The 20,534-nt window shown below is 50.7% G+C and carries 24 protein-coding genes; 3 read left to right on the forward strand and 21 right to left on the reverse strand.

Annotated elements, in window-relative coordinates:
* Nucleotides 1-19 precede the first annotated feature (19 nt).
* From atpA to prfA, 21 genes are all read right to left on the reverse strand, one after another.
* A complete protein-coding gene (atpA, locus tag KNQ04_RS11120) occupies nucleotides 20-1,528 on the reverse strand; it encodes a F0F1 ATP synthase subunit alpha (RefSeq protein ID WP_214850769.1) in 1,509 nt (502 codons plus the stop codon).
* Nucleotides 1,529-1,547: 19 nt separating this feature from the next.
* Nucleotides 1,548-2,081 carry a F0F1 ATP synthase subunit delta gene (locus KNQ04_RS11125; RefSeq protein WP_214850771.1) on the reverse strand — a complete coding sequence of 178 codons (534 nt, stop codon included), beginning with the start codon at nucleotides 2,079-2,081 and terminating at the stop codon, nucleotides 1,548-1,550.
* Nucleotides 2,081-2,614, reverse strand: a complete 534-nt coding sequence (atpF, locus tag KNQ04_RS11130; protein WP_214850773.1) for a F0F1 ATP synthase subunit B — start codon at nucleotides 2,612-2,614, stop codon at nucleotides 2,081-2,083. Before atpF ends, KNQ04_RS11125 begins: the two co-directional genes overlap by 1 nt.
* Nucleotides 2,615-2,745: 131 nt before the next feature.
* Nucleotides 2,746-2,958: a F0F1 ATP synthase subunit C gene (atpE, locus tag KNQ04_RS11135; RefSeq protein ID WP_012371545.1), complete on the reverse strand. Its 213-nt coding sequence runs from the start codon at nucleotides 2,956-2,958 to the stop codon at nucleotides 2,746-2,748.
* Nucleotides 2,959-3,033: 75 nt separating this feature from the next.
* Nucleotides 3,034-3,777, reverse strand: coding sequence for a F0F1 ATP synthase subunit A (atpB, locus tag KNQ04_RS11140; RefSeq protein ID WP_214850775.1), 744 nt, complete (start codon nucleotides 3,775-3,777; stop codon nucleotides 3,034-3,036).
* Between the two features lie 8 nt (nucleotides 3,778-3,785).
* The gene (locus KNQ04_RS11145) at nucleotides 3,786-4,172 is read right to left on the reverse strand and encodes an ATP synthase subunit I (RefSeq protein ID WP_147510255.1); all 387 of its coding nucleotides are present in this window, start codon (nucleotides 4,170-4,172) and stop codon (nucleotides 3,786-3,788) included.
* Complete coding sequence (locus tag KNQ04_RS11150; RefSeq protein WP_214850777.1) at nucleotides 4,169-4,387, reverse strand: AtpZ/AtpI family protein; 219 nt, start codon at nucleotides 4,385-4,387, stop codon at nucleotides 4,169-4,171. Before KNQ04_RS11150 ends, KNQ04_RS11145 begins: the two co-directional genes overlap by 4 nt.
* Before the next feature lie 1,022 nt (nucleotides 4,388-5,409).
* Nucleotides 5,410-6,546, reverse strand: a complete 1,137-nt coding sequence (gene wecB / locus KNQ04_RS11155) for a non-hydrolyzing UDP-N-acetylglucosamine 2-epimerase (protein ID WP_214850779.1) — start codon at nucleotides 6,544-6,546, stop codon at nucleotides 5,410-5,412.
* Between the two features lie 113 nt (nucleotides 6,547-6,659).
* Nucleotides 6,660-7,289: a uracil phosphoribosyltransferase gene (gene upp / locus KNQ04_RS11160; RefSeq protein WP_023469504.1), complete on the reverse strand. Its 630-nt coding sequence runs from the start codon at nucleotides 7,287-7,289 to the stop codon at nucleotides 6,660-6,662.
* Nucleotides 7,290-7,367: 78 nt separating this feature from the next.
* Nucleotides 7,368-8,354 (reverse strand): hypothetical protein, encoded by a 987-nt coding sequence (locus tag KNQ04_RS11165; RefSeq protein ID WP_214850781.1) that lies wholly within the window; start codon nucleotides 8,352-8,354, stop codon nucleotides 7,368-7,370.
* 110 nt (nucleotides 8,355-8,464) lie between these two features.
* The gene (locus tag KNQ04_RS11170) at nucleotides 8,465-9,133 is read right to left on the reverse strand and encodes an ABC transporter ATP-binding protein (RefSeq protein WP_214850783.1); all 669 of its coding nucleotides are present in this window, start codon (nucleotides 9,131-9,133) and stop codon (nucleotides 8,465-8,467) included.
* Complete coding sequence (locus tag KNQ04_RS11175) at nucleotides 9,130-10,161, reverse strand: ABC transporter permease (protein ID WP_214850786.1); 1,032 nt, start codon at nucleotides 10,159-10,161, stop codon at nucleotides 9,130-9,132. The genes KNQ04_RS11170 and KNQ04_RS11175 overlap by 4 nt, the downstream gene beginning before the upstream one ends.
* A 70-nt stretch (nucleotides 10,162-10,231) precedes the next feature.
* The gene (locus tag KNQ04_RS11180; protein WP_214850788.1) at nucleotides 10,232-11,602 is read right to left on the reverse strand and encodes a sensor histidine kinase; all 1,371 of its coding nucleotides are present in this window, start codon (nucleotides 11,600-11,602) and stop codon (nucleotides 10,232-10,234) included.
* Nucleotides 11,599-12,267, reverse strand: coding sequence for a response regulator transcription factor (locus KNQ04_RS11185; protein WP_214850790.1), 669 nt, complete (start codon nucleotides 12,265-12,267; stop codon nucleotides 11,599-11,601). Before KNQ04_RS11185 ends, KNQ04_RS11180 begins: the two co-directional genes overlap by 4 nt.
* 103 nt (nucleotides 12,268-12,370) lie before the next feature.
* Nucleotides 12,371-13,630 carry a serine hydroxymethyltransferase gene (gene glyA, locus KNQ04_RS11190; protein WP_214850792.1) on the reverse strand — a complete coding sequence of 420 codons (1,260 nt, stop codon included), beginning with the start codon at nucleotides 13,628-13,630 and terminating at the stop codon, nucleotides 12,371-12,373.
* Nucleotides 13,631-13,741: 111 nt separating this feature from the next.
* Nucleotides 13,742-14,281, reverse strand: a complete 540-nt coding sequence (locus tag KNQ04_RS11195; RefSeq protein WP_214850793.1) for a TIGR01440 family protein — start codon at nucleotides 14,279-14,281, stop codon at nucleotides 13,742-13,744.
* Entirely contained in the window at nucleotides 14,282-14,722 is a 441-nt protein-coding gene (rpiB, locus tag KNQ04_RS11200) for a ribose 5-phosphate isomerase B (protein ID WP_214850794.1), read from the reverse strand.
* A gap of 5 nt (nucleotides 14,723-14,727) precedes the next feature.
* Nucleotides 14,728-15,243, reverse strand: a complete 516-nt coding sequence (locus KNQ04_RS11205; RefSeq protein WP_214850795.1) for a low molecular weight protein arginine phosphatase — start codon at nucleotides 15,241-15,243, stop codon at nucleotides 14,728-14,730.
* 17 nt (nucleotides 15,244-15,260) lie between these two features.
* A complete protein-coding gene (locus KNQ04_RS11210; RefSeq protein ID WP_214850797.1) occupies nucleotides 15,261-16,259 on the reverse strand; it encodes an L-threonylcarbamoyladenylate synthase in 999 nt (332 codons plus the stop codon).
* The gene (gene prmC, locus KNQ04_RS11215; protein ID WP_214850799.1) at nucleotides 16,256-17,104 is read right to left on the reverse strand and encodes a peptide chain release factor N(5)-glutamine methyltransferase; all 849 of its coding nucleotides are present in this window, start codon (nucleotides 17,102-17,104) and stop codon (nucleotides 16,256-16,258) included. The genes KNQ04_RS11210 and prmC overlap by 4 nt, the downstream gene beginning before the upstream one ends.
* Nucleotides 17,104-18,162, reverse strand: coding sequence for a peptide chain release factor 1 (prfA, locus tag KNQ04_RS11220; RefSeq protein WP_214850801.1), 1,059 nt, complete (start codon nucleotides 18,160-18,162; stop codon nucleotides 17,104-17,106). The genes prmC and prfA overlap by 1 nt, the downstream gene beginning before the upstream one ends.
* Nucleotides 18,163-18,339: 177 nt before the next feature.
* Between prfA and KNQ04_RS11225 the strand changes: the two genes are divergently transcribed.
* The 3 genes from KNQ04_RS11225 to KNQ04_RS11235 are packed head-to-tail and all read left to right on the forward strand — an operon-like array spanning nucleotide 18,340 to nucleotide 20,526.
* Nucleotides 18,340-18,708 (forward strand): GntR family transcriptional regulator, encoded by a 369-nt coding sequence (locus KNQ04_RS11225; RefSeq protein ID WP_214850803.1) that lies wholly within the window; start codon nucleotides 18,340-18,342, stop codon nucleotides 18,706-18,708.
* On the forward strand, nucleotides 18,702-19,568 hold the full coding sequence (locus KNQ04_RS11230) for an ATP-binding cassette domain-containing protein (RefSeq protein ID WP_214850805.1): 867 nt from the start codon (nucleotides 18,702-18,704) through the stop codon (nucleotides 19,566-19,568). The genes KNQ04_RS11225 and KNQ04_RS11230 overlap by 7 nt, the downstream gene beginning before the upstream one ends.
* Nucleotides 19,561-20,526: a hypothetical protein gene (locus KNQ04_RS11235; RefSeq protein ID WP_214850807.1), complete on the forward strand. Its 966-nt coding sequence runs from the start codon at nucleotides 19,561-19,563 to the stop codon at nucleotides 20,524-20,526. The genes KNQ04_RS11230 and KNQ04_RS11235 overlap by 8 nt, the downstream gene beginning before the upstream one ends.
* Nucleotides 20,527-20,534: the final 8 nt, after the last annotated feature.

The following is a 20,534-nucleotide window of genomic DNA, read 5'->3' on the forward strand; positions in this document are numbered from 1 at the left end:
GAAGCCTAAGAGTTGTGTCTTAGACTGTCGCTTGGAACGTTTTCTTAAATTCTGAGATTGCTGTAACGAGTTCTTCGTCAGCCGGAAGGTTACCTGTTTTACGGATCTCATCGCAAAGCTGTTTGCGGTTTTGATCGAGCCAGAGGTTGAGTTCCTTTTCAAAACGACGAATATCCGTAACGGCAACATCATCAAGGTGACCACGAGTCAAGGCATAGATGATGATGACTTGCTTGTCGACAGTCAACGGTTGGTTAAGATCCTGTTTCAGAACCTCTACCGTCCGCTCACCACGGTTAAGCTTCGATTGTGTCGCTTTATCAAGGTCAGATCCGAACTGTGAAAAGGCTTCGAGCTCACGGTAAGAAGCGAGGTCAAGACGGAGCGTACCCGCTACCTTCTTCATCGCTTTTACTTGAGCCGATCCACCAACACGCGATACCGAGAGACCCGGGTTGATCGCTGGACGGACACCTGAGAAGAAGAGATCCGATTGAAGGAAGATTTGACCATCCGTGATCGAGATAACGTTCGTCGGGATGTAAGCCGAGATATCCGACGCTTGTGTCTCGATGAATGGAAGTGCAGTTAAGCTACCTGCACCCAGTTCGTCGTTCAATTTCGCCGCACGCTCAAGAAGGCGTGAGTGAAGGTAGAAGACATCCCCTGGGTAAGCTTCGCGGCCTGGTGGACGCTTCAAGAGAAGCGAAAGCTCACGGTAGGCAGCAGCTTGTTTTGAAAGATCATCATAGATGACAAGAACGTGTTTGCCTTGATCCATGAAGTGTTCACCCATCGCTACACCAGCGAATGGTGCGAGGTAAAGAAGTGGTGCCGGCTGTGAAGCAGCAGCAGAAACGACGATTGTGTAATCAAGTGCACCGTTTTTACGGAGTGTTTCAACAACACCACGGACTGTTGATTCTTTTTGTCCGATTGCGACGTAGATACAAATCATGTTTTCTTCTTTTTGGTTGATGATCGTATCGATGGCGATCGACGTTTTACCCGTCTGACGGTCACCGATGATCAACTCACGTTGTCCACGACCGATTGGAACGAGGGCATCGATTGCCTTGATTCCTGTCTGAAGTGGTTCGTGAACCGATTTACGTGCCATAACACCAGAAGCTTTACGCTCGATTGGGTTATAGTGTTCTGTTTCGATTGGACCAAGACCATCGATCGGCATACCAAGTGGGTTGACGACACGTCCGAGGAGCGCGTCTCCTGTTGGTACTTCCATGATGCGGCCCGTACGGCGAACTGAATCGCCTTCTTTGATCTCAAGGTATTCACCGAGAATGATGATACCGACGTTGCCTTCTTCTAAGTTTTGCGCCAAGCCCATTGTGCCGTTAGCGAATTCTACGAGCTCTCCCGACATGACGTTGTCGAGTCCGTGTGCACGAGCGATACCATCACCGATTTGGATGACTGTACCTGTCTCGTTCACTTCCATCGTAGAACCGTACTGCGCGATACGCGCTTTAAGCAGGGCGCTGATTTCTTCAGCTCTAATGCTCATGCGTTTCACCCCTATTTTCTTACGCTTTTAACAGCTCACGCTCAAGTCGCGTTAGTTTCGTTTCGATCGTGCCGTCATATGTCGTGTAACCGATTTGGACACGAAGTCCGCCGATTACGTTCGTATCAACAACATTTTCTACTTCAAGCGTTTTACCTGATTTTTGGCCAAACGTTTCTTTCACGTTCGTGAGTTCTGCGTCCGACAATTTGTATGCACTCGTCACGACAGCTGTCGCAACGTTACGGTAGTCATTCAATAGCGCAATGAAATGCTCCGGCAAAGACAATACTTCCGCCGCACGGTCGTTTTCGACCATGACGAGGATGGTATTCAAGACGATTGTGTTGAAGCCTGTGAAGCTCATCTGTAAGACTTGCTTCAGCTCTTCCGCAGAAATCGATGGGTTACTTAAAACCGATGCGAGCTCTGGTGTTGCGTGGAGCACTTCGCCGAGCGTCCGCACATCAGCTTCTGCTTGCTCGAGCACATGGTGCTCAAGCGCAAGATCGAAGAGCGCTTTTGCGTAGCGTCCCGCTACGTGATCACGCATTAGTTCGTGCCCTTAGTGTCAGCAAGGAATTGATCGACGAGCGCGCGTTGAGCGGCTTCATCTGTCGCAAGCTGTGTTTTCATGACGTGGCGTGCTGCAGCGATTGCTTGAAGAGCAACATCGTTCTTCAAAGCAGCTTGTGCTTCAGCGCGTTCACGTTCGATCGCACGGCGAGCTTCTTCCTTACTCATTTCTGTTTCAAGACGTGCCTGCTCCATCGCACGTGCTTGTTCTGCCTCAGCTTGACGGCGTGAAGATTCTAATAAGTCACGTGCTTCCGTACGTGCCTTGTTCAGTTCTGCTTGTTGTTGTTCTACGTAGACTTCAGCGTCTTTCCGGCTTTTTTCAGCCGAATTGATCTCGCTAGCCACATGCTCTTCCCGCGCTTTCATCATGTTGACGAGCGGGCCCCATGCGAATTTCTTCAAGAGGATGAGGAGCAAGAGGAAAACGACGATCGTGACGATCATATTGGCGATAAGAGGATTGTTGCTTTCTGCAACTCCTTCAGCCGCACGATACGTGAGATTCATTCGATTACACTCCCCTCGTGGTTGGTCCTACTTCAATTTCTACATAAGGGAGCAAAAGCTCCCGTGACGGTTCACTCTTGTTGAACGAATAACGCCCTATGTAGCTCAGTTCTCTAAGCGTAAAATACGGATTAAGAGTTGAGGAGAAGGAAACCGACCGCTACACCGATGATTGGAAGTGCCTCAACGAGACCGATACCGATGAACATTGTTTGACGAAGTTCGTTTTTGAGTTCTGGCTGACGTGCTTGTCCTAATACTGTACCGTTTACGATAAGACCGTTACCGATACCAGCGCCAAGTGCGCCGAGTCCGATGATGATCGCTGTTGCAATAAGTTCCATTATAAATTGCCTCCCTAGATTGTGTTCGAAATTTGGTCGTGCGGTTATCGGAAAAGCAGATGCTTTACCTTCGAATTAATGGTCGTGCGCTGCCTTATGCCCGATGTAAACCATCGTTAAGATAAGGAAGATATACGCTTGGATTGCTCCGATGAAGAGCGAGAATCCTTGCCAAATCAACATTGGGATCGCTGACAGGATGACACCGACTGGTCCGAGGAATTGGAAATCGTTCGTTCCAGAGATGATACCGATCGAGAGAATGATACCAATCATGATTTCACCCGCGAAGATGTTACCGTAAAGACGAAGACCGAGTGTCAACGTGTTTGCGAATTCTTCAATGATGGTAATAATAAACATCGGCGTCATAAACGTTTTCGCATACGAGCCGAAGCCGCGCATTTTCACACCGTAATAATGGCTCATGACCACTACCATAGATGAAAGTGCAAGTGTCACGTACGGATCCGCAGTTGGTGAGTTGAACCAAATGTAGTGACCCGTCACAACGTTAAAGGGAAGACCCATTAAGTTGGACACAATGATGAATAGGAACAGTGTCATTCCGAAAGATAGGAAGCGACCCCCTGTTTTCCAGTCCATCGTGCTGCTGATGATTCCGCGAACGAACTCGAGGAACATTTCCATCACGTTTTGAGCACCGGTCGGCTTCATCATAAGACGTCGCGTACCGGCCACGGCAATCAGGAAAACGAGAGCAGCTGCTATCAGCACTGTGATCAAGTTTGTCCAGCTACCGTACAGAACGAAGTCGCCCCAGAGTGGGATTTCGTAAAGTGGCATTTCGTGGTTCATTTGATTATTCACCTCTTTTCCCGCTTAAGTTCGTGAGTAAAATACTCACAAAATTGTATGACGTGGCCGGCGAGAAGGCCTATTACCACCGCAGTTAATGACAATTCGGTTTCGTACTTCAAACCGATCATCACACAAAGTACCGCGACCGCCATGCGTGATACGGTCCCCCGAGACATTGGCTTGCGCCCACGCTCGATTACACGATACATTCGATCGACGCTTAAACGTTGCAGCGTCAAAATCATGAAGCTACCTGCCCCACCTAATGCCAGCCCATAAATCACTGGATCACTCGGATAGCCGACAAGTAACAGGACGGCAAGGATTCCATAATAGAGTCCAAACCATCGTAAGTACGCACGATACAACGCATCTTGAAGGATTATGTTCATGTCTTGTCTCCTAACAAGTGCCTGATCATTGCGATCATGCAGAGAATGCCGATGAAAATCCCGATGAACACTGAGAACGTCGCTCCCATCTTTTGCCACCACTCTTGCTGTTCCCCATAGTTCCCAACAAGAAAGCCGATGACGATCGGTGCGGCAAGTGCCGTCGAAATTTGCGAGGCCATGACCATACTCGTTGCGAGCCCTTTTTGGCGCACTAGAGTCGACCCCCTTTTCCCAATTGCAGGTTCTTTTTCTTTCCCACAATTTGCGGATTTTCATACTAGTCAAGAATACAATGAGAACCATTTCATAGTCAAATGAATTCACAAATAAAATAGACCACTGAAACCATTGTATATCAACGATTGATAAGGTTTTCACAGAGGTATCCCATCCGACTCTTTTCACGAAGATGTGAAGAAAATATGTAGTGCTATCAACGTTTATCGAGATGGTTCACTTGATGAACAAAACCATTGAACAGTAACGTTATATCGCGTTCTGGAATGAGAAACAAGTCGTCTAAAATTGATTTGTGTCGATTTTGTGAAAAAGTATTTTTTGTTCAAGATTGGAAGCGCTTTCGATTCGGGACAGGAAAACCGCTCTGACATCTGTTTGTAACAAAGGATTCCGCCCATTTCCAAATCGTCCGTTGTGTTGCTTATCACAGCTTGAAATGTCATGAATGAGTTGGTCGTTTGAAGGTCATCAGGGGCATTTAGGATTTACAATTTCTTCACAATCAGGTAGATTGAGGCGTTTGTTTCTTTTTTAAAGATATATTCACTGCTTCTTGTTTAGTGATGATCGAATAGACCTTTCGCTATTTCTGCTTAGTACTCCCTTTCGCTATGTTCTTTCGCTATTTCCTCTCGCTTTCCTTGGGCGGGACGCAAGCCGCGGTCTTCCTTTCGGATGACCGGGTCTCACTTGTCCCTGACGGAAGCGTTCCGCTTCCTTTTCCCATAGGAGTCGAGAGGAATCGCTCAAAGGCTGTTCATTTCCAAACGGACTCACTGTAACACTTCTTCGGCAAACGGGTGACCGCGTATGGGGAAAAGCGCAAGATCACTTGCGCTGTCAGAAACAGGCACAAGAAGAACGAGTCATTTGTCAGAAAACCTCTTGAGAAAAAATTCTAGAAGCAAAAAAGACGCCTCCCGGTCGACTCGACTGATACGGGAAAAGTGAGTCAAACGGGAACGTCCTAAAAAAGTGGCTTATTTAATTTTCCTTAGATTTCTGCATGAAACGGTTCCGGCGCCTCACCTTGATTGAAGTGCGCTAAAATCGCAGCCGCAATCCGTTCCGAGGCATGACCATCCCCATACGGATTTGAAGCCTGTGCCATCTTCGCGTGTGCTTCTTCGTCCTCAAGTAATTCGCTGGCGAGACGGTAAATCGTCTCTTCATCTGTTCCCGCGAGTTTCAACGTACCGGCTTTGACCCCTTCCGGACGTTCTGTCGTGTCGCGTAAGACGAGTACCGGTACGCCAAGCGACGGTGCTTCTTCCTGGACGCCACCGGAATCTGTCAAAATCAAATAGGCACGGCTGGCGAAGTTATGGAAATCAAATACATCGAGCGGCGGAATCAACGTGATGCGGTCGTGCCCGCCAAAGATTTCAGCGGCTGTTTCCTGGACGACCGGATTCAAATGGACGGGATAGACGACGTGCACGTCCGGATACATATCGACGAGTCGACGGATCGCCCGGAACATCTGATGCATCTTCTCCCCCAGGTTTTCCCTCCGGTGTGCCGTCATCAAGATGAGGCGCCGTCCGCCGACGGCTTCAAGCACAGGGTGGACGTAATCCGGCTGGACCGTCGTCTGCAGGGCATCGATTGCCGTGTTTCCCGTCACATAGACACCAGCATGACGATTTTCAGATGCTAAGTTCGCTGCCGCCTGATCGGTCGGGGCAAAATGTAAATCCGCGAGTGTCGATGTCAATTGACGATTGACCTCTTCCGGAAAGGGTGAATATTTATTATATGTACGGAGTCCCGCTTCGACATGACCGACGGCGATTTGATTGTAGTAGGCAGCCAGGCTGCCGACAAACGTCGTCGTCGTGTCACCATGGACGAGAACGAGATCCGGTTTGACATCCTTCATGACAGCGTCGAGTCCTTCCAGACCACGCGTCGTGATATCGACGAGCGTCTGACGCGGTTGCATGATATTAAGGTCAGAATCGGGTTCAATCTCGAACATCCGTAAAACTTGATCGAGCATTTCGCGGTGCTGCGCCGTGATCGTCACATGGACATCGAACGCTGGATTTTGTTTTAAGACGTTAACGAGCGGCGCCATCTTGATGGCTTCCGGACGGGTCCCGAAAATGGGCATGACTTTGATTGGCATCATTACTTCCTCCTTTTTCTGCTTCCTCCATTTAAGCATAGTTGAAAGCCGTCCTGCATCTTACAAATGAACAACAAAAAACAGCCTGCCACGGGTGGCAGACTGCTTCTGTCTTACTTCGTACCGAACAGACGGTCACCCGCATCCCCGAGTCCAGGGACGATGTAGCCGTGATCGTTCAGTTTTTCATCGAGTGCCGCGAGGTAGATATCGACATCCGGGTGTTCTTCTTGGACGCGTTTAACGCCTTCCGGTGCTGCACAGAGGCAAGCGAGCTTAATGCTTTTCGCGCCTTGTTTCTTTAAAGAGGAGATCGCGTCAGCAGCTGAACCGCCTGTCGCAAGCATCGGATCGACGACGACGAAATCACGTTCTGCGACGTCCGTCGGTAACTTGAGATAGTATTCCGTTGGTTCAAGCGTCTCAGGATCACGGTAAAGACCGATGTGACCGACTTTGACGTTCGGCATCATCCGAAGCATCCCGTCGACCATCCCTAAACCTGCGCGAAGAATCGGAACGATTCCGAGCTTCTTGCCTTCAATCATCTTCTGCGTCGTTTTCGTAACCGGTGTCTCGATCGCGACGTCTGTGAGTGGAAGGTCACGCGTGATTTCATATGCCATCAATGAAGCCACTTCGTCGACAAGCTCCCGGAATTGTTTCGTTCCCGTTTCGACTTTACGCATGATTGTCATTTTGTGCTGAATCAATGGGTGATCAAATACATGTACTTTACTCATTGTTTGCATCTCCTCTCAATTCTCTTTTCGCATTGTACTCTAAAAAGCGACCACTTGGGAACTGTTTTTTTGGAATCCTCAATCCCCGAGCGTGCTTTTCCCGTCAAGAATCGCTTTCGCCGCATAGGACCATTCATTGTCCGGTTGCTTCGCTAATTCCTGTAACGTCGCCTTATAATCGCCGACCTTATTTTTTTGTTCATAGACGGCCTGCATCCATAAAACGTCACTCATATAGCCGGAATCTGGGAAGTCGTTACGGTACGCGACATAGTCCGTTTGTTTCGTTTCCCCTAGTTTGCCTGCCGCAATCAATTTATAGAAACGCGCCATGCCTTTCGTCGTTTTGTCCGTCAAGACTTTCCCCGTCAGCAAACGGTTCGCCGTCTTATAGTCTTTGTCTTGCGTCGCAGCGACCGCCTGTTTTAAGGCTCGTTCGGGTGCGAGTGTCTGTTCCGTGTCGGCTGGTTCTTTCGGTTCCGCCTTCTTCGCCGGTGCTTTCGTTTCTTCCTTTTCCGGCGTTTTGGTTGGTACATTCGCTGCCAACTGTTCATTTTTTTCTTTTAATTGTTCGACTTCTTTTTCGAGTGCCGCTAATTTTTGTTCGACACTCTCTTGTTTGGTCGCAGCTTGCTCTGGTTCCTCCGATTTTGAGAAATCGAGTTGGAACAGCGCGACGACGGCGAGACCCGCCGCAAGCAGCCCGCCGAGCATCCACGGGTTCGACTGCAACTGTTTTTTCCACGGTTTGAGTTGCGGATGATTTTGGACGGCTGCCGGGAGCGCGGCAAACCGTTTTTTGACGAGCCGTTTCCCACCGGCTTTTCCGGCAATCGCGAGCCGGTAGCGCTGGAGCTCCGCCGGAATCCCTTTATTCTTCCACTGGCTGAACCGGGCATCTGCTTGTTCATAAAAACCTGCTTCCTGCATGATGACGATTGCTTTGAAGTCTTCACTGAGGCGTTTATATTCACGTTCCGTCTGGCTTTTTTTAGTCAGCCAGTCCGCAATTTGAGCGGTATTGATCGTTTCGAGTTCTGATTGGACCAGTCCTGAAAAATTCATCTGACAGTTTCCACCCTTACCTTATTTTTCTAAGGATTAGTATACCAAAAATCATGTCTGTAAAATATAAGTCTTCTGACGCATGACATACAAAAAACGGGAATGGCGTCTCATGTATCGAGACGACGTCCCCGTTCAACCACTTCGCTCAAATAACCATCCTCAATCCGCAGGACCCGGTCACAATAGTCGAGCATCCGTTCATCATGGGTGATGACGATGACCGTCTTTTGTTCCTCATGGGCCTGCTTTCGTAACACTTCCATCACTTGGCGTCCGTTCGTATAGTCAAGGCTTGCCGTCGGTTCATCGGCGAGGACAAGTCGTGGCTGATTGACAAGTGCCCGGGCAATCGCGACACGCTGTCGTTCTCCACCCGATAAGGCGTGTGGCAAATGGTCCGCACGGTCTTTTAATCCAAAAGCAGCGAGCATTGCGGTGGCGTCAATCGTCCGTCCCGCTTCTTCTGCGACGAGTTCGAGTTGTTCCGCCGCCGTCAGGAACGGAACGAGATGTGATTCCTGAAAGATGAACCCGATCTCTTCAAGGCGCATCTTCCGGCGTGCTTCGTCCGATTGCTGATTGACGTGCTGTTCCCCAAACTGAATGTCTCCCGCTGTCGGTGTTTGCAACAACCCGAGCAGTTGAAGCAACGTACTTTTTCCGCTTCCGCTCGGTCCGACTAAGGCAATCAGTTCACCCGCTTTCGCTTCGAACGAAACATCATGGAGCACGGGTACGTCACTGTAAGTCTGTTCGACATGTGTCATCTTAATCATCCTGCCATTCCTCCCATCGCGTCCGCTGGTTCAAGTTGTTTTAAGGCCCGGAGCGGTATCACGGATCCAAGTAACGCGGTTCCAATCAACAAGGCTCCGTAACCGAGACTCGTTGCCCACTCAAAACGAAACGGAATGCCGTTCGGTAAGATTTGACTGACACCGAGCGTCACGAGCAAGCTGACACTAAATGCGATGAGCGTCAAGACGAACACCTGAAAGACGAGCCCGCTTCCAATCGTCCGCGTCCGAATTCCGATTGCCTTCAAAATACCGAGTTGCTTCATTTTTTGCATCGTCAAGATATAGAAAAACGCCGTCAAAATCAAGGCGCCGATTACGACAAGCGCCAGCCGCATCATCTGGAATGAATTTTGTTCCGCTGCATAACCGGGAACTTGCTTGACGATGTCCGCTTTCGTATACGTCGTCAGGTCCGTTTTAAATGAATCCTGACTGACGAACGCCGAGACGTAGTTCGTCTGCATCTTCGCTTGCCACTCGTCCCACGACGCAAGCGTCGTCCATAAAACAGGCGCATGGCTATAGCGTCCATCCGTGACCGTACCGACGATCGTAAACGTCATCTTCGTCCGAAAGTCCGTTACTTTGTCGCCGACTTCAGTCCCGGTCTGTTTCGCATAAGCGGTATCGACGAGAACCTCGCCTTGTTCTAACGCTTGCAGTTGCTTTGGACCGTACGCCGTGTCAGCAGGTAACGCAAATACCGTCACATCGTCCTTCGTCCCGTCCTGTTTCTCGAGGACCATGTTTTGGACGCCGAGTGCTTCCGTCCCTTTTGGTTGCTCCTGTTTCTCTAAAAATGATCGCGTCAGTTGACCTTCCGCTTCTTGACTGAGTGCAAACTGCTCAACCGGTAAATTTCGAATGACCGCTCCATTATCGTATGCCAGCCCGTCTGCGAGCCCGGTGATCATTAAAATCAAGACGATGATTAATGTCGTCACGAGTCCCATCAAACCAAAGCGCTTTTTCATTCGGATCAGTTCACGCCAACCCATCTTCATCTAATATCCCTCCTGTATGTTCGTTACAGGTCTTATCTTACGGATGCTATATGAACGGAGCATGAACAACTTACGTCGCCCGCAAAAAAGTCAGGATGAACGTCGTCCCCGCACCGATTTCCGAATCAATCCCGACCGTCCCATGCAGCTGCTTCATGGTCTCGGCGACGATCGCGAGCCCGAGCCCCGTCCCGTGCGACCCGCGTGCCGTGTCGGCTTGATAAAATCGGTCAAAGGCGTGGGCAATCATGTCGTCCGACATACCAGGACCTTCATCGGTGATGCGTACAGTGACGTACTCCGCGGTCTGTTCGGCTTCAATCGTAATCATGTCCCCGTCGTTTGAAACATGGAGGGCGTTTCGGATGACATTTTGAAAAACATGTTCGAGGGCAGCGGCATTCGCCTCAATCGTCACGTCGCTTGCGAAATCAACAGAGACGGCGACACCGCGTTCATCGATTTGGTAGGCGAGCGTTGCGAGCGTCGTCCGGAGCGCTTGACCGAGCCGGAGTGGCTCAAGCGGCAAACGGCGTCCTTCATCGAGCCTGGCGAGGACCAACAATTGCCGGGTCATGTCTGCCATCCGGTCTGCTTCACGCGCAATCGTCGCCAGTTTGTCCTGTCCGACAGGGGCGACATGCGGTTGCAATTGACCGGCATACCCTTTAATCGTTGTCAGTGGTGACTGGAACTCATGTGAGACGTTGGCGACGAATGTTTTGCGCTCGGCGTCCGACTTCGCGACTGCTTCCGCCATCTCACCGAACCGCCGTGACAACTCTCCAATCTCATCGCGCGAGGTCGTCGCCACGTGAACGGCATAGTCGCCGGATGCGACTTGTTTTGTCGCCTTCGTCAATCGTTTAATCGGTCGGATGAGATAACGGATCGAGAAGACCAATAATAGAAAACTGATGACGACGAGTAAGCCGAGAAACGCACCGACGAACAGATGGAGCTCACGGATTTGCCGGCTTAAATCCGGCCGGATGAAGACGGCGTCCGTCCCGTTTCGTGTTTCGAGCGAGGCGCCGACCGTATTGACGACTTCGTTGTCAAACAAACCGAGCAAAAACAGATGGAACGGATAATCCCGCATGCCGTGATAGACTTCCCCGGCGCGAACCCGTTCGATGATTGCCGGTGCCAGCGTTTCGTCGCGGAATGGATTGCCGTGACGAATGACGGGCCCTGTTTCCGGGACGACATAGAGTTGAAAACCTGTCGCGCTCAACATGTCATAAAAGGAATCGGTCTGTCCGTCGCCATGCCGTTCGTAGTAGGCAAACGATCGCTCGACCGCTTCCTCGACTTTTTGACTATACGAAGACTGTAAGACGTTGTAGTAAAACAAGTTGCTGATCAGTAAGGCAATCAAGGCCGAGACGAGCAGGACCAGACAGACGAGTCCAACGATTTTTGTATACAGTGACTTCATTCCTTCGCCTCCAAGCGGTACCCGAGACCACGGACGGTACTGATTTGAATCGCGTCCGTCTGCCGTAACCGGCTGCGTAACCGTTTGATATGGACGTCGACTGTCCGGTCATCGCCCATGAAATCAAGTTCCCAGATACGTTCAATCAGTTCTTCCCGACTGAAGACACGTCCCGGAAAACTTGCCAATTGATGCAATAAATCGAACTCACGCCGGGGCAACGTCAGTTCGGTTTGACCAAGCATCACCTGCTGGCTCCGTTTATCAATCGTCACGTCACCAAACCGAAGAATCGGCAGTGCCGCCTTTTGATAACGCCGGGCGACGGCATGTAACCGAAACAATAGTTCTTCCGGATCAAACGGTTTTGTGATGTAATCATCAGCACCTGCCGTAAAACCAGCCCGTTTATCCGCCAGTTCCCCGAGCGCCGTCAACATTAGAATCGGCAGTTCATCCCGTTGCCGAAGTTGTTGACATAACGTGAGTCCGTTGCACCCTGGGACCATTACGTCGAGGATTGCCGCTTCGAATGTCAATTCGTCAATCCAGCGCGCCGCCTCTTGTCCGTCTGCCGTCGCCCGGACCCGATGGCCATCTGCTTCGAGTGTCTCGACGATCAGCCGTTGAATATTCCGGTCGTCTTCTACGACTAAAATCTCCATCTTCCGTCCCTCCTGTCCTGTTTTGACTCGTCCATCAAAAAAACCACCTCTGACTTCTCATCGTTCGAAAAGGGAGAGGTGGTACATTCTGTACGCGTTCCGATTATCCGCGTTCCGGATAAAGCGGGAAGCGGCCTGTCAATGCAAGCACTTGCTCGTGCGCATTTTTTAACGTATCTGTGTCTTCCGGGTTTTTGAGGACGAGTTCGATCAATGCCGCGATTTGTTTCATTTCTTCTTCTTTGAAACCGCGTGACGTCATCGCTGCCGTCCCAATGCGGATGCCGCTCGTGACGAACGGACTGGCCGGGTCGAACGGGATCGTATTTTTGTTGACCGTGATGCCTGCTTCATCAAGGGCATGCTCAGCGAGCTTACCTGTGATGCCGAGTGGTTGTAAATCGACGAGCAACAAGTGGTTATCCGTGCCGCCTGAAACGATCCGAAGACCGCGTGCCGTCAATTCCTCACCGAGCACTTTCGCATTCGTGACGACTTGACCGATGTAATCTTTGAATTCAGGAGCGAGCGCCTCACCGAACGCGACCGCTTTTGCTGCGATGACGTGCATGAGCGGGCCACCTTGAATACCAGGGAAAATCGATTTGTCGATTGCTTTCGCATGTTCTTCTTTACATAAAATCATTCCACCACGCGGGCCACGGAGTGTTTTATGTGTCGTTGTCGTGACGAAGTGTGCGTGCTCGACCGGGTTCGGGTGCAGACCTGCTGCAACGAGTCCCGCGATGTGTGCCATGTCGACCATTAAATAAGCACCGACACTGTCCGCGATTTCACGGAAACGTTTGAAGTCGATGACGCGCGGATAAGCCGATGCTCCCGCAACGATCAATTTAGGTTTGTGTTCTTCTGCAAGCTTCGCGACGACATCGTAATCAATCATCTCTGTTTCTTGATCGACACCGTACTCGACGAAGTTATATTGAACACCGGAGAAATTCACGGGACTACCGTGCGTCAAATGTCCACCGTGTGAGAGATTCATCCCGAGGACCGTATCGCCTTGGTCAAGAATCGTGAAGTAGACGGCCATGTTTGCTTGTGCACCGGAGTGCGGCTGCACGTTTGCGTGCTCGGCACCAAAGATGGCTTTCGCACGATCGCGCGCCAAGTTTTCTGCGAGATCAACGAATTCGCATCCACCGTAATAGCGGCGTCCCGGGTAACCTTCTGCGTATTTGTTCGTCAGCACGCTACCTTGTGCTTCCATGACAGCTTGCGAGACGAAGTTTTCCGAAGCAATCAACTCGATATTGTCGCGTTGACGTCCTAGTTCCTTGCGCATTGCCGAAAAGAGTTCCTCATCTTGCTGTTTCAGATACGTAAGCGGTGTTTGTTCCATCTGAATTCCCCCATTCATGTTCGATACGCCTATCTTAACACGAATAATCAGTCTGCGGCACCCACAAAAAGTGCATAAAAATAGCAAGGAGTATGCAACCCCTTGCACGAATCATTCGTATTTAGCGCGAATTCCACCAATTAACTTCGGACGCGTCGTTGCTGCCGTAACATGCGCCTCACCGATTTCCCGGTGCGGAAGGCGCACGGGTATCGCGACCGGCTTCAAGTGCATACCGATGAACGTGTCTCCGATGTCGATTCCGGCATCCGCTTGAATCGCTTCGACGACGACCGGGGCAGAAAAGCGTTCGTAGGCGATACTCGCCATCGAACCACCTGCTTCCGGTACCGGGACGACCGTGACCGGCTCAAGGCCAAGCCGTTCGACCGTTTGACGTTCAAGCGTCAACGCACGGTTGATATGCTCACACCCTTGGAACGCGAGGTCGATTTGATGCGAACGACGAAACGTATCGAACACCTCAAATAATGCTTCCGCGACTTCCGGTGAACCGGCTTTTCCAATCTGTTTGCCGATGACTTCACTCGTCGAACAACCGATGACGAGCAACTTCCCTTTCAACGGGAAGCGCTCATTCAAATCGGTCAACGAGGCTTCAAGATCTTGTTTAATCTGTTCGAGATCCATTTACTTCACCTCATAGTCTGAGATTTTGCAGACACGGTTCTCATGGCGTCCACCTTCGAATTCCGTCTCTAACCAAATCTTCGCGATATCCAGTGCAAGACCCGGTCCGATGACACGTTCGCCCATCGTCAAGATATTCGAGTTATTGTGCTGACGTGTTGCTTTCGCACTAAACGTGTCATGGACGAGCGCCGCACGAATCCCTTTGACTTTATTCGCTGCAATCCCGATTCCGATTCCTGTGCCACAAATCAAGATGCCACGGTCGAATTCACCGTTCGCGACAGCTTCCGCGACAGGAATCGCGACGTCCGGGTAGTCGATTGAGTCGGATGAATACGTACCGAAGTCCGTGTAATCGATTCCGAGTTCTTCTAATAGACCATTGAGTTCTGCTTTCAGTTTAAAACCACCGTGATCCGCACCAATTGCTACTTTCATCTGTACTATTCCCCCGTTTGTCTAGGTTGTTTTTTTGGAAGTTTCCGGTTATCCGGTGCTTTTCTTCCGTTTCCGTTCTGGGTCAATTTTAACACAAGACGGTTGACGAGCGGTTCGAGTTCGTTTCGAACTTGCCGATAGACATTCATCGACCCGCCGTACGGATCGTTGATATCCCGCTCAAGTCCTGTCACGTATTCATAGAGGGTGAACGTCCGGTCCTTCAGTTCCGGGTAACGTTCCCCGACTTCTTGTTTGTGTTGACGTGTCATCGTCAAGATGATGTCCGACCAACGTCCGAGAACATCATCGAAGACTTGCGTATAATGCTCGAGTTCGATCCCGCGCTCCCGCAAAACTTGGAGTGCGTTTTCTGACGCATCGAAGCCTTGCATCGAACGGAGACCGGCCGACCGGACATCAAATTCTTGGTCGGCGACTTTTGAGCGTAATAATGCCATCGCCATCGGGCTCCGGCATGTGTTTCCGGTACAGACAAACAATACACGACGTGTGCTCATCTCAGTATCCTCCTTCTTTACGGGCGAATGATCCGACCACCTGCTGCCTTATGGAGCCGATTTCGGACTGCTAGCCCAACCCCTTCTTCTGATAGGTCTCGTACAAAAATCTGATCCACCGTCGTCTGATCAAATCGCCGTAAACAATCGTAAAGACGTTGTGCCGCCGTTTCCACGGTCGTTCCGAGAAAACAACGGACATCCGCTTCGACGTCCTCTCCATCAAAGAGAATGACGCCGGTCTTTTGTCCAGTTTGGCGTGCTTCATCGATGAGTTGTTGCAGGAACGAGAGGTCGCCCGCTACGACGGATAATTGTGCTTCCGGTGCGTAGTGCGTGTACTTCATCCCCGGTGCCTTCGGTGTTTTATCTTTCATCGATAAAGCAGGATCGAGTGCCACGGTGCCAATCTCCGCTTCAAGCTGTTCACGCGTGACGCCACCCGGCCGTAAGATGACCGGAAGTGTCATCGTGCAGTCGATGACGGTCGATTCGACACCAATACCGGTCTCTCCCCCATCGACGATTGCTGCGATTCGTCCCGAGAGGTCATAGGCGACATGCGCTGATGACGTCGGAGAAGGTTTTCCGGAACGGTTGGCACTCGGTGCTGCCAGCCCTAACCCTGTCGCTTCAATCAACTGAAGCGCAAGGGGATGGTCCGGCATCCGTAATCCAATCGTATCAAGCCCTGCGGTGACGAGTGTGGATGCGGTCCCGTTCGATTCCAGAATAATCGTCAAGGCACCTGGCCAAAACGTATCCATCAAACGTTTCGCGACAGCCGGAATTTGTGTGACGAACTGCTCTGCCTGTTCGATTGACGCGACATGGACAATCAATGGGTTGTCGGACGGTCGGCCCTTCGCGGCGAAAATTCGCCGAACAGCCGTCTCGCTCGTTGCGTCTCCGGCAAGACCATAAACGGTCTCCGTCGGCATCGCGACGACTTCCCCTGCTTTTAATAAATTTACTGCTACATCCATTGTCTGTTGATCGATCATTTCCGTCTTCACTCTGTACAATCCTTTCGTTCCGCATACACGATACGGTCTTTACCGTTTATATCTTTTAAAATACCCGTTTCTGCTGTAGGATAACGCTCTTTTAACATCATTTGCACTTCAGGTCCTTGATTGTGTCCGATTTCAAACACAATCAACCGAAAATCGTCCTTTAAAATACGTGTACTCCCCTCCACCAAACGCCGGTAAAAGACGAGTCCATCTTTTCCGCCGAACAGCGCGAGGTGAGGCTCATGGTCAAATACGACGTCACTGAGCAACTCATCCTCTTCAATATAAGGGGGATTCGAGACGAGGACGCGGACCGATTGATCGGCAAGCGGCTCTAGCAAATCACCTTGTAAAAAAGTCACGTCGCCGCCAAGAATCGCTTGGTTTTGTTTTGCGACCGCAAGCGCCTCTTCAGAAATGTCGACGGTCGTGACCGGCTGCTCCAGTTCGAGCGCCAGGGTCACGCCGATCGCTCCGCTTCCCGTTCCGATGTCGACGATTTCGCCTTGAGCGAACGTCTCACCAGTCAAGCGGCGGACGACGAATTCAATCAACTCTTCCGTTTCCGGACGGGGGATCAGGACGGCTGGCGTGACTTTAAAATCACGTCCGTAAAACGGCTGGTAGCCGATCAAATGCTGAACGGGAACACCGTTAACGTGAGCAAGTAAATACTCACTGAATAAAAGGTCGTCGTCCGGTGACAATTCGTCCGAGAGACGGACGAGCAGTCCCGTCCGGTCGACTCGTAACACGTGCATAAGTAACCATTCGGCACTCGACGCTTCGCGTCCTGCCGCGACTAACATCGTTTGCGCTTGATTCAAGCGTTTTGCGACCCGCATCAGTTTGCCGCCTCCGATGCCCGGGCCTGGTACTCCATGACGAGTGTGTCGATGACTTCATCCATCTCGCCTTGCAGGATTCGGTCGAGCTTTTGGATCGTCAAACCAATCCGGTGGTCGGTCACCCGGTTTTGGGCAAAGTTATACGTCCGGATCCGCTCCGAACGGTCGCCCGTCCCGACCGCTGATTTTCGTTTTTCATCATACTCGGCTTGCTGTTCGCGTTGAATCTTATCATAAACACGGGCCCGCAAGACCTTCATCGCTTTTTCTTTATTTTTGATTTGTGATTTCTCATCCTGACAGCTTGCGACAATCCCTGTCGGCACGTGCGTCACACGGACGGCCGACTGCGTCGTATTGACGGACTGTCCACCCGGTCCGCTTGACGTAAACGTATCGACGCGGACGTCCTTATCATGAATCTCGACTTCGACATCTTCCGCCTCCGGTAAAACAGCGACGGTCGCCGTCGAAGTGTGGATGCGTCCGCCGGATTCCGTTGAAGGAACGCGCTGCACGCGATGGGCACCGTTCTCGTACTTCAGCTTCGAGTAGGCTCCTGCCCCTTTGACGATGAAGATGATTTCTTTGTACCCGCCGAGCTCCGTATAGCTGGCATCGATGATTTCGATTTTCCAAGCTTGTTTTTCAGCGAATTTCGAGTACATCTTAAACAGATCTGACGCAAACAAAGCCGCTTCATCACCACCAGCAGCACCACGAATCTCGACGATGACGTTTTTGTCGTCATTCGGGTCCTTCGGTAACAGCAAGGCTTTTAATTTCGCTTCCAGGTCCTTGATTTCCGGCTCAAGGAGCGCAACTTCTTCTTTCGCAAGATCACGCATTTCAGGGTCTGTCAGCATCTGCCGTGCTTCCTGATAGGCCTCCATCTTATCGCGGTAGACGCGGTACACTTCGACGGTCGGCGCAAGCTGGGATTGCTCTTTTGAGACTTCCCGTAATTGATTCGTATCATTAATGATGGCAGGGTCAGCCAACTGGTCATTTAACTTCTCATAACGATCCTCTAACGCACTTAATCGATCCAACATAATTGGTCATCCTTCCTGACGGTTCTTCTGTCGTCAGTATAGCAAAAAATCATGCGTGCAGTCGTATCTTCTCCACTAGATCGTCGCTTTTGAGACGATTGACCCGGTTGACTTCAACAGATGAACTTCCTATAATTAGTGTACTAATTGAATTAATACACTTAAGGAGGTGGAAAGATGTTTACGGTCGACCCCAAAAGTCCGCTCCCGATTTACGAACAATTGGTCACGCAAATCATCCGCGCCATCGCCCGGGGGCTTTTACGCTCAGGTGAACAAATGCCGTCGGTTCGCGATCTTGCGAGCATACTGCTCGTCAATCCGAATACCGTCTCGCGTGCCTACCAGGAACTCGAGAGCCGCAACTTCATCGTGACGATGCGGGGAAAAGGATCGTTCGTCTCCGATTTGCCACTCGCTGACGTCAAACAGGCAGCGATTCAGGAGCACATCGCGACACTCTGTACCGTCGCGGACGAGCTGTCCATCTCAAACGAAGAACTGTATCATCTACTCATTCAAAACAGGGAGGATTCCTCATGTTGACCGTGTCACACTTAACGAAACAAATCGATTCGAAAATGATTTATGAAAATGCCTCATTCACATTGCCTGCCGGTACAATCACGGCACTGATCGGACGCAACGGTGCCGGGAAAACGACGTTACTGAAAACGCTTGTCGGGTCCCTTGAACCTTCGCGCGGAAAAGTCGAGTGGAACAACCAGTCGATCCATGATGTCCCGGCAGTGCGAAAACATCTTTTTCTCGTGCCCGATTCCGTCAGCGTCTATCGTCAGATGACACTCGGGTCGCTGATTGAGTTTTATCATGCCTTTTATCCAAACTTCGAACGGACATACATCGAAAACTACTGCCGCTCGTCGAACCTCGACCGTGGTCGGAAAGTGACCGCCCTTTCGAAAGGACAGGCCCAACTGTTTTTGCTCCAACTCGCCTTCGCGACGAACGCTCCCGTCTTGTTACTTGACGAACCGACAGACGGGCTCGACCGGATCAATAAGCGGAACTACTTAAAACAACTCGTTACGTTATTGTCAGAACGCCAGACGGCCGTCTTGATTGCCTCACACCAACTCGAGGAACTCGATTCGCTCGCCGACCGCGTGATGACGATCGAGCAGCACCTCGTCAAGGAACCGAAGACGCTCGACGACGCAAAAGCCAGCATGCAGAAGTGGCAGGTCGTCTACGAGACGGTCCCTGAACTGACGCATCATGACATCCATGTCCTGACACAAACCGGACGCGTCGTCACTTTGCTCGTCTTATCGGACGCAGGAAAACTTTACTTAGAGAAGACGAATCCCTTATTGAAGGATGCCTTACCGGTCCAGATGGAAGACTACTTTTTAGGAACGTTCGGAGGAAAGCGCCATGATTAAACAATTGATTCGTTACCACATCAAACAAGGGATTTGGCCGCTCGCGACCTTCTTCCTACTCGCGGTTTTCAGTTACGGGTTCAGCAGCTTTTCCGCCATCGCGAATTTTGAGACATATGACCGGGAGATGAAAGTAGACTTGATCAAAACAGTCCTCGTCAGCCCAAGTTTCGCCGGATTCGGGGCACTTTTAATCGCGCTTTTCGCGATTTTAATGGTAGGTCAAGAACGCGGCAGCGGACGCAGTTTAATCCTCCATGCCTTACCGTTCCATAAAAAACACCTGTTTTTGATTAAAATCGGCATCGGGATGGCCGTACTGATCATCCTGCCGCTGCTCGGCTTTTTCGCGAGTTGGCTCATCCTGCACGGCGTCGGCGGCATCGATCCGTTCGCATATGTCACCTGGACCGGTCTTGCATCTGATTTCTTTAAATATTTCCTGTTCGACATGACGATTTTTACGATTTTCTTATTCGCCGGAACGATTGCCGGGGATATCATCGGACAGGTCTTGATCGGCACATTCCTCTTGTTCGTGAATTACTTTACGTTTTTCGCGGTCGCTGCCGTTACGACACTCGGGTTTGGACTGCAGGACAGCTACACGTCTTCCCTTGATTTTTTGATGACGGTCACGACGCCGTTCCCGCTTCTGTTCGAAACGAACGACATCACGGGTGCTGTCATTTATAACATCGCCTTGACGCTGATTCTCGGGGCAATCAGTCATCGCCTTTATGTCCGAAGTGAAAACGAACGGCTTGGACGTTTTACCGTCTTCCCGAAGTCGCACCCTTTGTTCATCATTCTCTTTACCGTTTACACGACACTCTTGCTCGCCGCCTTCATCGGTGTCATCTCATCTGAAAATCAGATTTTATATTGGGTCGCCGTCTTGATTCTCGCTTGGCCGGCCTTTAGCTCCTACCGCCGGATGATTGGGTGGAGTCGTTGATTCCGTGC

This window comes from Exiguobacterium sp. s193, from assembly GCF_018618755.1.
Classification (GTDB): Bacteria; Bacillota; Bacilli; order Exiguobacteriales; family Exiguobacteriaceae; genus Exiguobacterium_A.